The sequence below is a fragment of the Micromonospora sp. C95 genome (assembly GCF_018070465.1).
Classification (GTDB): Bacteria; Actinomycetota; Actinomycetes; order Mycobacteriales; family Micromonosporaceae; genus Micromonospora.
Map to the genome: position 1 here is coordinate 346084 of NZ_JAGPXT010000001.1, position 13604 is coordinate 359687.

Genomic DNA, 13604 nt, shown 5'->3' on the forward strand with positions numbered 1-13604 from the left:
CTGGCGATAAGAAATCGATAAGGACGACGGCCGGGGTAACGGCCCTCAACAAGTCGACGCTCTCTGCTTCAGCTCGGCGAGCCGGCGCTCGATCTCCAACCGCTCCGGTGCTCCGGTCGGCACGATGAGCACCAGCGCGCGCTCCAGGTGTCGTCGAGCCTCGGTCGGGTCCGTGCTCAGCAGATGCTCGGCCAGACCGGCCAGCGCCCGGGCCTGCTCGTAACGGTTGTCGATCCGGACCGCCAGGTCGAGCGCTCGCTTGTGGGCCCGCACGGCGGCGTCGATGTCGCCGTCGGCCGCCAGCGTCAGACCGAACTCGTTCAACGCGGTGCACTCCGCCTGCCGCTCGGCCGAGTGAGCGGTGAGTTCCAGCGCCAGTTCGTGCTGCCGCCGGGCCTCCGCGAGCAGACCCAGGCCGCGATACGCCGCGCCCATCACGTTGCGCGCGTCGGCCTCTCCGTATCGATGCCCCGTCTCGGCGTAGAGGATCATGGCGGACCGCAGCAGCCGCAGCGCCTGAACGTGCTCACCCTTGCGGGTCCGAACGGCGGCGATGTGGCTCAATGCGTTGGCGATCTGGTAGCGGTCACCTTCTACCCGTGCCCGGAGCAGATGAAGGCGATGTACCCGCAGCGCTTCCTCGTAACGACCCAGCCAGGTAAGGGCGATACCAGCGTTCGGCAGGTGTGACCGAACCTGGCTGATCAGCCGCATCGGGAGGTCGCGCAGGGCCGCCATGGCGAGATCGGCGGCCTCTTGAAAATCACCCCCCATGTAATGGACGACGCTGAGGTTTCCCCGGATCCGGGCGATATCTCCCCGGCGGCCTGCCGCCTCAGCCTCCGCCAGCGCAGATTCCAGGCACTGAACCGCTGGGTGATAGAACCCGGTCTTGGTCAGCGCCGAGGCGAGATAGTTGTTCATGATTCCAACTGCCCGCCTGTCTCCTGTCTGCTCTGCGGCGGCCAGCCCAAACTCGTGCGTACGCTGAATATCCTCGAAGTAGCCGCGTACATAGTAGAAGCGCCACAGCACACGGGCCATCTTCCAGGTGTAGCCGTGGAGTGAGTTCTTCGCCGCCAGTTCGATGAACAGATTGAGGTTGCCCCGCTCCCGCTCGACCCAGTCGATGTCGACCGTCTCGGAACCAGGTAGGAGATCGGGTCGCTCCGGCGCTACGTCGCCGATGTCGCGGTAGATGTCGATGAGCCTGTTCAATGATGTCGTGGCGACGATCGACAGTTGCATCACCTGGTCGAGCAGACTGGCGAGCGCCGCACCCCGAATCTCCGCCGAATCTGTTTTCAGGCACTCCTCCCGGGCGAACTGTCGAACCAGGTCGTGCATCCGGTAACGACCATCCTCCGACTCTTCGACCAAGTGACAGTCGACCAGATCGTCGAGGGTGTGGCTCGCTTTCGCGTACGACAAGCCGGACATCGCCGCCACCATGCTGATGCAGTAATGTCCAGTGTGTAGACCCAGTAAGCGGAACACCCGCTTACTCACCTCGGGCAACGGCTCGTAAGAAGCGGTGAAGGCCGCAACGACGCTGCGCTCACCCGTTCCGAAGCTGGCCAGTGCAGAGTCATTTACGGCCAGACGAGCGGCCAGGTCGACCAGCCGGCGGTTGCGCCGGTGAGCCAGTCGCGACCCGACCAGCCGGATCGCCAGCGGCAGGTAGCCACAGTCCCGGACTATCTCTGCCGCGGACTCAGGTTCGGCGTGCACCCGCTCTTCTCCAGCGCTGACCGCGAGCAGGCGGACAGCCTCTTCTGGCGACAGCACCGACAGGGATTCGGGAGGCCCGACATCCAGGTCGAGAAGTCGACGACGGGAAGTGATCAGGATGACCGACGAGGCGGTGACCGGCAACAGCGGAGCCACCTGGTCGCTGTCCGCCGCGTTGTCGAGCACGACGACCGCACGGCGAGCGGACAGTTCCCTGCGCCACACCCCTCGCCGTTCATCGATATCAACTGGAATTCGGGGGGCCGGCACACCCAACTGGCGGAGGAGCGCCACGAGGGCGGTGCCGGAGTCCATCACGTTGCCCTCATCGTGACCGCGCAGGTCGATGAAGAGCTGGCCATCCGGGTGCGAGGCCGCCAGGCGTCTGGCGACCTGCACGGCGAGGGTCGTCTTGCCGCTGCCCGCCATCCCGTCGATCAGGTGAACGACGGGTGCCGGGCCTGCGATGCCCCGACTCCGGTCGACCATCCGCTCGACGAGGGCCTCCCGGCCAACGAAGTGAGCCACCGGCCTGGGCAGCCAGTCCCAATCCGTCCGACCGGTGTCTGGTTCCGTCGAGGTCCGCGCGCTCGACCCGTTGCTGCCGTTGGCTGCCGCCGACACGGCGGCAGGCACCGCGGCTGGTCGGCGCTCGATCATCTCCTGGTGCAGTCGCCGGAGATCCGGTCCGGGTTCGACGCCGAGTTCGGTCCGCATGACCCGGGCCGCGGACCGAAACACCGAGATCGCGCCGGTCACGTCGCCGCGTCGATGCAGGGCTCTCATGAGCAGCAGCAACGCGGGCTCACGAACCGGATGGGCGGCAACGGTTCGCCACAGCAGCGGCAGGGCCTCCTCGACGCGGTCCGACGCAAGGTGGAGATCCGCGAGAAACTCCACGGCGAGAAGGTGCTGTTCCTGAGCCGCCGCCACGTCGGCAGCCAGCGAAGCCCCGAGTGGCACACCGAGCAGGGGTGGCCCGTGCCAGCGGGGCATCACGTCGCTCAGCAGCGACCGCGCGGTCTCCGGGTCGTCGCGGAGGTTGAGCTGCCGGGCTCGGTCGACCTGGTCAAGAAAGTGGAACAGGTCCACGTCGTCGGTGGCGACCTCCAGCCGGTACCCACCGCGCTGACGTACCAGCATCCCCTGGCCAGCGTCGTGCGCCTCGAAGGTGCGTCGAAGGTTTGCGGCGTAGGTCCGGACATTCGGTACGGCCGAACGCGGCGGGTCGTCGGGCCAGATCTCATCGATGAGTTCCTCTATGGCGACCGTCCGGCTCGGGTTCATCACCAGCTTGGCCAGAACGGTTCGTTGCTTCGGTGTGCCGAGGTCCACCCCGGACGAACCAAACGAGACCCGAAAGCCGCCAAGCACCTCAATCTTCACTTTTCGAACCCCTTGTGAGGCAGGCATTCGCGTGATCGCACCTTAACAATCCGCATCGGACCGGGTGAACCGCAACAAAAACTGGGTCACGCGGTGGCGACATCGGCAATGTGCGACCACAATCCGAGTGGCAACGAACAAGCCGTGCCGAATCAGCTGGCCCAGCTTTCGGCAGCGGGCAGGCAACCGACCACCCTCCACGATCGGTGCGCTCCGCATAACCGATATAAGCGGACCGTCATTAATAGCGGCTTCCTTGGCTAATGTTGCGCATTGTCACATTTATCCTGGCTCGTCCGACCTGTCCCGACCTAACCTCACTTTCGCCATCGAACGGAATCTCGATCGATGAGCTGGGGCGTCGAGATTGGGGAGGTCGGGATGCGCGGCAACGACTGGGGCTAATCGGGGACTCAAATCATCGGTTGCTGACGGTAGGCTCGCCGGTACGGTGCAGTGGTCGGCAGGAGTTGAATGATCCATCCCTCGACACGTGACAATGAGACCGATCGGCGGCTTGCGCTGCTAGTCGGTCTCGTCGTCGTAGCTGCCGTGGCAGCAGTGTTCGCCTCGACGTGGATCGCATCCAGCTCGCCGCTTGTCACCCCCCTCAACGAACTGTCCACGCTGGCAATGCTGATCTTCGTTTGCACTGTCGGCACCCTCGTCCGCACGCCCGTCCGGATCAGGTCGACAGCTCACTTCATCAGCTGGAACGAAACCGCACTGGTTATCGCCCTGGCCCTCGCGCCAACGTCTTGGGTGGTGCTATGCACCGCGGCCGGCGTGGCACTGGCCTCGCTCCGGCTGCCGCCGATCAAGCTCGCCTTCGGCGTGGGCAAGAACGTTCTGATGGCCGTCGGCGCCGGCGCCACCCTCCACGCCGCCGGTTGGGACGGCCTCAACGGCGACCCGTGGCAGTTGATCCCTCCGCTCGCGGCGGCCTACCTCGCCGCCGCTCTGCTCGACGAGGCGCTGGCGATGCCCGTGATCGCGCTGGCCTCGCGAACCCCCATCTTCAAGCACTTCCGCAACAACCTCGATCTCAGGATCGCGGGATACCTCGTACGCTTCTGCGTCGCCATCGGCAGCCTGCTCATCCTCGAAGCGGACCCCAGGTTGCTGCTCGCCGTTCCGCCGCTCGTGCTCAGTCTGCACCTGGCGTACTCCGGCAGGGTCCGGCAACGCACCGAGCAACAGGTGTGGCAGCGGCTCGCGCAGACCACCGACGCGCTCAACGTGGTCGAGTTGGACGAGGTCATCACCACTGCGGTCACCCGGGCTGCCGAACTCTTCTCCGCCGACGAGGTGGAGATCGAGCTGCGCGACGCCGACCGGGTGGTGCGCGGCGGCGCCGACGGCGTCACTTACGACGGTCCGGCAGCCGAGCCCACCACCGTCCAGGGCGCGGTGGTCCCGGCCCGCCTGGAAGGGCACGACAAGACGGTCGACGTGGGCATGCTGCGGCTGCGCTTCCGTGGACCGGTCAAACTCTCCGAGCGGGAGCACTACACCCTCTACACCTTCGCCTCGGCACTGTGCACCGCAATCCGCAACGCCCAGGCGTACGCCGAACTCGCCCGGGTGGCCCAGGCCCACGCGCACGACGCGACGCACGACGCGCTGACCGGCCTGCCGAACCGGCGTCACCTGCTCGACGCGGGCAACGACCACCTGGACCAACGGCACGCCGACGGGGTCACCGCCCTCGTGCTGATCGACCTGAACCACTTCAAGGAGGTCAACGACACCCTCGGCCACACCGCCGGTGATCAGATGCTGGCCGCTGTCGCCGAACGGCTGCGCGCCGCCGCCCAGGCCGACGACCTGGTCGCCCGGCTCGGTGGCGACGAGTTCGCCGTACTCCTGCGCGCCCTGCCCGCGCCCGCAGTCGCCGCCCACCGGGCCGAGACGCTGCTGGCGGCGCTGCACGAACCTTTCGACATCGACGGCATGCGGATCAACGTGGAAGCCAGCGGCGGCATCGCCGCCGCCCCCGCCACCGGCGGCATGGCCGAACTGCTGCGCCGCGCGGACGTCGCCATGTACCAGGCCAAGCGGGCCGGGCAGCGGCTGGCCAGCTATGCGTCCGCCCGGGACACCGCCGACCTGGGTCGTCTCACGCTCGGCGGAGACCTGACCCGGGCCGTGGCCGATCACGAATTCACCGTCAAGTTCCAGCCGATCGTCGACCTCGGCACCGGTGAGGTCATCGCCGCCGAAGCGCTGGCCCGATGGCGTCACCCCACCCACGGCCTGATCGACCCACTGCGCTTCCTGGAGACCGTCGAGCGGTCCGGCCTGCTACCGGCCTTCGCCGAAGCGATCCTCGACCAGGCCCTGATCGCCGCCGGCACCTGGCGTGACGCCGGCTTCGACGTACCCGTGGCGGTGAACGTCTCCCCCCGCAGCCTGCTCGACACCCGCTTCCCCGATTCGGTGCTTGCTCGCCTGCGCGCCCACGACCTGCCACCCGACCGGCTGATCCTGGAACTGACCGAGACCCTCACCCTCAGTCAGCTCGACGTCGTCGACCAGGTCCTCACCCGGCTACGTGATGCCGGTGTCCGGCTCGCCCTGGACGACTTCGGCACCGGCTACTCCTCACTCTCGCTGCTCTCCCGGATCCCGGTGCACCAACTGAAGATCGACCGGAGCTTCGTCACCGCCATGGAATCCTCCACCGAGGCCGCCGCGATCATCCGCTCCACCCTCGACCTCGGTCGCAGCCTCGGCCTGGTCGTGGTGGCCGAGGGGGTGGAGCGGGAGGCACAGCGACACACCCTCTGGGAACTGGGCTGTAGCGCCGGCCAGGGTCATCTCTTCGCCCGCCCACTGCCCACCGGCACACTGCTCGCCGCCCTGCAACGCGGCACCGGCGGCCGGACCGGCCGCCTGGCGGTCGCCCTGCACGACGCCGGCGCGGTGGTCCGGCTACCGCAGGGACGCCGGCAGGGCGGCCGGGGTCGTCACCAGCCTGCCTGAGAGACTTGGGCGGGTGCACACCACCCAGACCCGCCGCCGTACCGGGTGGTGGCACCGGATCGACACCGCCGCCGGCGGACTCTCCCTCGACCTCGGCCTCTACGCGGTCTCGGCCGCCTTCGCCGCAGTCACCGCGGCCACCTCCACCCTCCTGCCGCACCGCGCGTGGGGCGGCGTGGCCGCACTCGGCTACCTCGGCGCCGCGATCATGGCACTCGGCCAACTCCTGCTGCGGCGGCACCGGCCCGGCTCGGCGTTGACCGGAGTGCCCGCACGCTGGCTGGTCACCGTCCTGACCTGGACCACCGTCGCCCTGCTTCCCCTCGTTGCGCAGAGCGTGCAGCGCGCGGCAGGACGTACCGACCGGGCCCAGGAGGAGGTGCTCGTCGTCGAGGAGTCCGGGCGGCGACTTGTGGAGACCGGCACCCCCTACCTCGGACCGGACGCCATCGCCGCGCTGCCGCCCGGTGAACAACTGCTCGGCTACACGCCGTACCAACCGGGTATGGCCCTGTTCGGGCTGCCCCGCGCGGCCACCGACGTGTGGTGGAGCGACGCCCGCGTCTGGTTCGCCGTCGGCACCGTCCTCGCCCTGCTGCTCGCCGTCCGCGTCCTGCGCCGACCCGCGAGGGTGGCCACGACGGTCGGGCAGGACGCCGCCCTGCTGCGCGGGGTGCAGGCCGCCACCGTCCTGCCGATCTGCGCACTGACCCTCGCCACCGGCGGCGACGATCTACCCGTACTCGCGCTCTGCCTGCTGGCTCTCGCGCTCGCCGCCACCGCACGGCCCGGTTGGGCCGGCGTCGCCGTCGGACTCGCCGGTGCACTGAAACTCTTCGCCTGGCCGGTCGCCGCCGTACTGGTCAGCTGGGGCATCTGCCGCCGGGCCGGCCTGCGGGTGGCCGCCGGCGCAGTGGGCGTACCCGCCGCCGCGCTGCTGCCCACCCTGCTGGTGGACCGGGACGCCCTGGTGGAGAACGTGCTGCGGTTTCCCCTCGGGCACGGCCTGGTCTCCAGCCCGGCGCAGTCGCCGTTTCCCGGTTATCTGATCGCGAACGCGGTGCCGGCCGGCCGGGCCGTGGCGGCGGCGCTGCTGGTCGCTGCCGCAGCGGCGATCGCCGTCCGGCTCCTCCGCCACCCGCCACGCACCGCCCGCACGGCGGCACTCGTCTGCGGGTACGGCTTGCTGGTGGCGATCCTGCTGATGCCCAGCACCCGGTTCGGCTATCTGCTCTACCCGGTGGCGTTCCTCGTCTGGGCACCAGCACTCGACGTTCCCGGGATCCGGCAACCGGCGAGCGAAGACGGCCCGCAGGGCGTAGACCTGAGGGCATGACCACCTACCGCGACCGCAGCGAGGCGGGCCGGGCGCTCGCCGACCGACTCACCGCCCTGATCGGCGAACCGGACGTCGTCGTACTGGGCCTGGTACGCGGCGGCGTGCCGGTGGCCCGGGTCGTCGCCGAACGCCTCGGCGCACCGCTGGACGTGCTGGTGGTTCGCAAGCTCGGCATGCCGTGGGCCCCCGAGGTCGCCTTCGGCGCGCTCGGTCCGGCCGGCGTACGCGTGGTCAACGACGTGGTGGTCGGCCAACTCGACTCCGACGACATCGCCGACGTGCAGCGCCGGGAACAGACGGAACTGGACCGGCGCGAACAGCTCTACCGGGCCGGCCGGCCGCCACTGGAGCTGACCGGCCGCATCGCCGTCATCGTCGACGACGGGCTGGCCACCGGGGCCACCGCCCGAGCTGCCGTGCAGGTGGCCCGCCAGCTCGGCGCCCGTCGGGTGGTCGTCGCCGTACCGGTCGGTGCCCAGCAGGCGTACGAGACGCTCGCCAACGAGGCCGACCAGGTCATCTGCGCTCAGCGGCCGGAAGCCTTCACCGCCGTCGGGGCGTACTACGACGACTTCCACGAGGTTTCCGACGACGAGGTGACGGAGGCGCTGACCGCTTCCGCGTGAGTCGACCAGGTACCGTCGAACAATGAGCCTGACCTGTCCCAAGTGTCATGGAGAAATGCGTCAGTACGAGCGCAGCGGCGTCGTCATCGACCAGTGCGGCGAGTGCCGGGGGATCTTCCTCGACCGTGGTGAGCTGGAGAAGCTGTTCGAGGCGGAGGCCAACTGGAGCGCCCAGCAGGCGCCCCCCGCCCCACAGCCGACCCAGCACGCACCCCGGCCGGGCGGCTACCAGCCTCCGCCTCCGCCGCCCGCGCCACAGCAGCCGGGCTACGGTGCCGTGCCGCCGCCACCGCCACCGCAGCACGGCTACCCGGCCCCGGCACCTGCCTACGGCCACACTCAGCAGCACTACGGCTACCACGGGCACTACCGCCGGAAGAAGCGCAAAAGCTTCCTCGACGAGATGTTCGGCTGAGCAGCACCTCCCTGGGTGACCGGGCCGTCCAACCGGGCGGCCCGGTGTCTCACCGCCACAGCCGGTCACCAGCTGTGGGACGCTGCCGGCATGGGGTCGCGAGCTTCGCACATCGCACTGGCCAACGCGTATGACGGCATCAGCACCGTGGTGGCTGACCTGGACGACAGCATTCGAGAGCCCGTCCGGAGTGGTGCAACTCTGTGCCGACACGGCACCCGCCGCCGCACGCGGCGCTGGCCGCTTCCCGGTGCTCGGCTGAGCCGGTGAGCCTCGGCTGAGCCCGTCGGACTCGGTTGGGTCAGGTCAGACGATCGCCATGTCGACGAAGCGCGACAGGTGCAGTTGAGCGGCGACCGTCACGGTGTCGGTCGGGCCATTTCTGTGTTTGGCGATAATGAAGTCCGCCTCCCCCGCGCGGGGTGACTCCTTGTCGTAGTAGTCGTCGCGATGCAGAAGTATAACAACGTCCGCATCTTGTTCAATTGACCCAGATTCGCGCAGATCGGACAGTTGTGGACGCTTGTCGGTACGCTGCTCAGGGCCACGGTTCAGCTGGCTGACCGCGATGACCGGGCACTCGACCTCCTTGGCGAGCAGCTTCAGGCCACGCGACAGGTCCGCGACCTCCTGCTGCCGGCTCTCGGTACGCTTCGGCGAGGTCATCAGCTGGAGATAGTCGACCACTATCAACTTGAGGTCATGCCGCTGCTTGAGCCGACGGGCCTTCGCCCGGATCTCCATCAGGTTCATGCTGGGCGTGTCGTCGACGAACAGCGGTGCCTCGCTGATCTCACCCATGCAGCGGGCCAACTTGGTCCAGTCGTCGTCGGACAGTTGCCCGCTGCGCAGCACGTGCAGTGGCACTCGGGCCTCGGCCGAGAGCAGCCGCATGACGATCTCGACCTTGCTCATTTCCAGCGAGAAGATCGCCGATGCTTGGTTGGCACGGATCGCAGCGTTGCGCGCGAAGTCCATGCTCGCGGTGCTGTTGTGCGTGGGAATCATTGATCGACCGGCCAAGTAAAGGTGATCCTCGTTGTCGACCGTGACGCACCGCACGGGGACACTCGGCACCGGTCGCACATCCACGATGTAGCGGGATCGGGTACCCGCCCGACCGACCGCGTGTCGGCGCGTGGCGTGCGACTCCCGCTTCCTGGTCAACCGGAACACCTCGTCGGAGGTGGAGAAGCTCAGTGTGAAAGCCGTCGAGCTTTCGGGAGTGCGGCCGTTGACTCGCTTGCGGTTGATCGAGCATCGGTAGCCCAGGCTGACGACGAGCTCGTACACATCCTCGGCTATCCGCTCCGAGGTGGTGGTGTACTGGACGTGTCCGGCTGCCGCAGGAGTACCGGCGGTGTCGAGCAGTCCCGCCAGCAGCTCTCGTCGCTGCTCCTCCGACGCTCGGAGGTAAGGCTGCGGAATGTGCTTGTCGTTCAGGACACCGGCGGCTCGAAGCAGCCCGGTGAACGAGCCATGCAACCGGCGACACGACGCGCAGTGGCGGGCGCCGTTCCAGCTCGACTTCATTGTCGTACCGCAGGTCTCGCAGCCTCCGCGGTCGGCGGTCCCGACCATGTCCGCCGACGTGAACCGGGCACCTGCCGAGTGCCCGTCGCCCAGCCACACACCAAGCGTGTACGGGGGGATCGGCAGGTCCTCGCGGGCGGGAAGGGACAGCGGTTGAGCATTTGTCACCGCGTGGTTGGCGCGCCCGTCAGCCGGATGCCGCAGGGTCGCGGCGATGTGTTCGGTAGTGACGACCCGAGGGTGTGCCACGGTCGTATCGCTGGTGATGACCCGACTCACCCGGCTCAGATGTGCGTCGAACAGAGCATGGGCGCTGTAGGCGTCGACCGCCCGACGCCAGGACCTGCCATTCCGGGAGTACTGACGTTCGACGGTGCCGGCGATGCCGACCTGGGCCGCCACAACGTGCAGGACCTTCCGGAACCGGGACCCGGCGATCTCCACGGCTTCCCGGTGGGTGACAAGCCGGTCCGGGATGGCGGTGACGGCCCGGTGTACGGCTGCCGCCTTGGCCGGTGCCGAGGCATCCCACTGGTAGCGCGGCCGGCGCTCATTCTGCTGGCGGCGTGCCGCCCGGGTGGTCGTCGTCCACAGATGCTCGGCATCGGCGACGATGACTGAACCGTCGGAAAACTCGACCTCGTAGCAGGGCCGGTCGTGGCGCACCTCGTAGGCGTGCGTGACGGTGGTAGGACGGCCGTCCGCACCGATAAGCTGATCGCCTACCTGCACCTCGCCCATCGTCGTCCAGCCGGCCGGAGTCGGTAGGGGTGTGTCGAGCGCGAGCGCCTTTCCAAGGCCAGGTCGCCCCGCCACGATAATCAACTGGCCGGCGTGCAGCCCGTTGAGCAGGCGATCCAGGTCGGTGAAGCCGGTCGGCACGCCGGTCATCACGCCGCCCTGAGCGCCGACCGCCTCGATCTCGTCGAGCGTCGGTTGCAGCATGTCGGCCAGGATCGCGAAGTCCTCGCTGACCCGGCGTTCCGTGACGTCGTAGACGGCCTGCTGAGCCAGGTCGACGATGTCGTCCACGTCCCGGCTGCCGCCGCTCGCGGTGCCGTAGCCGAGTTGGACGATCCGGGTGCCGGCCTCGACCAGGCGCCGGAGCACCGCGCGTTCGCTGACGATCCGGGCGTAGTAGGCGGCGTTCGCGGCGGTCGGCACGCTCGCGATCAACGTGTGCAGGTACGGAGCGCCACCTACCCGGGCCAGATCGCCGGAGTCGGCAAGTGCCGCCGCGACGGTGATGGCGTCGGCCGGCTCACCCCTGCCGTAGATCTCCAGGATGGTGTCGAAGATGGTGGCGTGCACCGGTCGGTAGAAGTCGTTGGTCTTGAGGATCTCGACGACGTCGGCGATGGCGTCCTTGGAGAGCAGCATGCCGCCAAGGACGCACTGCTCCGCGGCCACGTCCTGCGGTGGCGTCTTGTCGAACTGACCGTCGGGTGGCCCGTTGCCGGGCTGCTGCCCGCCGCCCGGAAACGACTCCGTCCGCCTGTCGTCGGTGACCGACACCGGGCCCCCCTCCACTGCGTCGGATCGGTTCCAGGCCTACCGCCCGGGTGCGACAACCTCGACCGGCCGCTCCGATCGGGGGCCATCGGGTCGGCAGGTCGTGGCAACCATACGAGTACGAGGTCAGCCACTCAACCGTGGCGGTGGATGAGCCTCGGGACAACCTGTGGACTCAGGTGGACAACCATGTGCGCAGCGTGTGCACAGGGTGTGGATAACGGATGGGGAATTCTTGGCGATCTCCTCTGACCTGCGCAAACTCTTTCCCCAGGCTGTGGACGGAATTTCCGGGTAGGGCTTTGTCCTGAACCTCCCGTAAGATCGGTGGCCTACGGCGACACCTGGACAGCGGATTGCACGTTCGGTTGAGAAGGGTCACGCTCCGGCCGTGAGTTACCGGGACTGGACACGCGGGGAGGACGGTCCGCGCGAGCGGCGACCGACCGCTTCGTGGGCCGAGCCCGTCGAGGATTCACGGGCCGAGCGTTACGACTCGGCGGTCGAGCGTTACCGCACCCCGAGCCGTCGGCGAGCGATCGAGCGTGGCCAGGAGGAGCCGGCCGAGCCCTATCTGCCGCGCTGGGCCCTGGAGTCGGGCGTCAGCAGCGTCGACGGTGGTGGTCGGCACGCCGCGCCGGACGACGATGACGACGACCGGCCGCGCTACGGCGACGGCGGCCGGCGATCGTCAGCGATCTACCGGAGCGAGCGCAGCCGGCCCTCCCAGGAGGCTGACTGGCGTGATCCGCAACCCCGCGCCATCGCCTCGTCGCCAGCAGTGGCACCGCAGTCCGACCACACCCGCGAGTGGACCTTCGACCGTCCACAGGAGGAGGGATACGTCGGCAGCCGCCGGGCCGAGGAGGACGATCCGGTCTCGGGTGTGACGCCGCAGAGCCGGCCCCGCCGCGCACAGTCCCGCCGACGTCAGGTGACCTGGTCCGGCCTGGCGGACGAGGGCGAGCAGACGTCCGACTCGGAGCCGGCCGCCGCCCCGACGCCGCGACGTCGGCGGCGGGCGGCGGAGCCGGCACCCGGTCCGGCCGTGGATCCCTGGGAGCGGGCCGCGGAACCCGAGCCGCACCGACCCGCGGTGGATCCCTGGGACGCCTCCGGCCTGCACGCCTGGCAGCAGCCCGCCGGCTTTGACCGTCGTGCCGATGCCGCCCCGGCCGACCCCTGGGACGCCGACAGCACCAGCCAGTGGCTTCAGTCGTCGGCGTCGGAGCAGTGGCTGGAGCCGGACACCACGGGCCAGTGGGACCGAGAACCCGAGCCCGATCGACGGGAACGTCCGCGAGACCGGAACCGGTGGGAGGACTACTCCGGGCCGGACGGCTGGGATCGTACGGAGCGCCCCCGGTCGGATGGCGCACCTGGCGTGCAGCAGTGGTCGTGGAGCAGCCGGCCGGAGCCGGAGCCACCGCAGGAGGCCTTCTGGCCGGGCACCCGACTCGCCGGTGACGATCCGCGTTGGGTCGACGCGCCCGCATCGGCACCCCGGTCTCCGGTGGTGGGCTACACGGCTCCGCGTCCCCGCCCGGCGCCACGGCGGCGTACCGCTGCGGTGCCGCAGGCTCGGCCGGTCGGCATGGCGGCGGTACGGCGCCGCATCGAGTCGGTGGGCAACGCCAGTTGGAACCGCCGGCTGGAAGACGACCTGCTCGATCCCGACCCGGGTGGTCCCTGGCTGCCGCTGCTCTACACCGCAGCCTGTTACGTCCTGCCGGCGGTCGTGGTCTTCGTCTGGCTGCTGACCCTGGACGGGGCGCCACCCGTGGGCTGTGTGACCGACATCAGCGGCGGCGGGTGCGACTCACCCCGGGCGCGGGCGTTCGGGGCGATGGTAGGCGGGCTGCCGCGGTTCGGCCTGGCCCTGGCCAGCAGCCTGGCCATCGCGACGCTGCTGCGTCGGGTGGGTACGACCTGGCGTCCGACCACTGTGGCGCTCGCCGCCGCCGTGGTGGGTGGTGGTCTCTCGACGGTGATGATCAGCGCGGTGACCGGCCAGCCCATCGGTTGACCGGGTACTCCGCGGAAGACGACGTAAAGGCCCGCACCGATGTACGGTGCG

The 13604-nt window shown here is 69.1% G+C and carries 7 protein-coding genes; 5 read left to right on the forward strand and 2 right to left on the reverse strand.

All coding sequences use genetic code 11. The annotated features are described in order from the left end of the window. Nucleotides 1-45: 45 nt before the first annotated feature. Entirely contained in the window at nucleotides 46-3117 is a 3072-nt protein-coding gene (locus KBX00_RS01645; protein WP_210822467.1) for a BTAD domain-containing putative transcriptional regulator, read from the reverse strand. 477 nt (nucleotides 3118-3594) lie between these two features. On the opposite strand from KBX00_RS01645, the gene KBX00_RS01650 reads away from it, so the two are divergent. The 4 genes from KBX00_RS01650 to KBX00_RS01665 are packed head-to-tail and all read left to right on the forward strand — an operon-like array spanning nucleotide 3595 to nucleotide 8482. Then, nucleotides 3595-6102, forward strand: a complete 2508-nt coding sequence (locus KBX00_RS01650; protein ID WP_210822845.1) for a bifunctional diguanylate cyclase/phosphodiesterase — start codon at nucleotides 3595-3597, stop codon at nucleotides 6100-6102. Nucleotides 6103-6115: 13 nt separating this feature from the next. Then, nucleotides 6116-7438, forward strand: coding sequence for a glycosyltransferase 87 family protein (locus tag KBX00_RS01655; RefSeq protein ID WP_210822469.1), 1323 nt, complete (start codon nucleotides 6116-6118; stop codon nucleotides 7436-7438). After that, nucleotides 7435-8067 (forward strand): phosphoribosyltransferase, encoded by a 633-nt coding sequence (locus KBX00_RS01660; RefSeq protein WP_210822471.1) that lies wholly within the window; start codon nucleotides 7435-7437, stop codon nucleotides 8065-8067. The genes KBX00_RS01655 and KBX00_RS01660 overlap by 4 nt, the downstream gene beginning before the upstream one ends. A 22-nt stretch (nucleotides 8068-8089) precedes the next feature. Continuing rightward, entirely contained in the window at nucleotides 8090-8482 is a 393-nt protein-coding gene (locus KBX00_RS01665; protein ID WP_210822473.1) for a zf-TFIIB domain-containing protein, read from the forward strand. Nucleotides 8483-8788: 306 nt separating this feature from the next. Here KBX00_RS01665 and dnaB read toward each other — a convergent pair whose 3' ends face one another. Then, a complete protein-coding gene (gene dnaB, locus KBX00_RS01670) occupies nucleotides 8789-11545 on the reverse strand; it encodes a replicative DNA helicase (RefSeq protein ID WP_374225231.1) in 2757 nt (918 codons plus the stop codon). Between the two features lie 373 nt (nucleotides 11546-11918). On the opposite strand from dnaB, the gene KBX00_RS01675 reads away from it, so the two are divergent. Next, complete coding sequence (locus KBX00_RS01675; protein WP_210822477.1) at nucleotides 11919-13553, forward strand: hypothetical protein; 1635 nt, start codon at nucleotides 11919-11921, stop codon at nucleotides 13551-13553. Nucleotides 13554-13604: the final 51 nt, after the last annotated feature.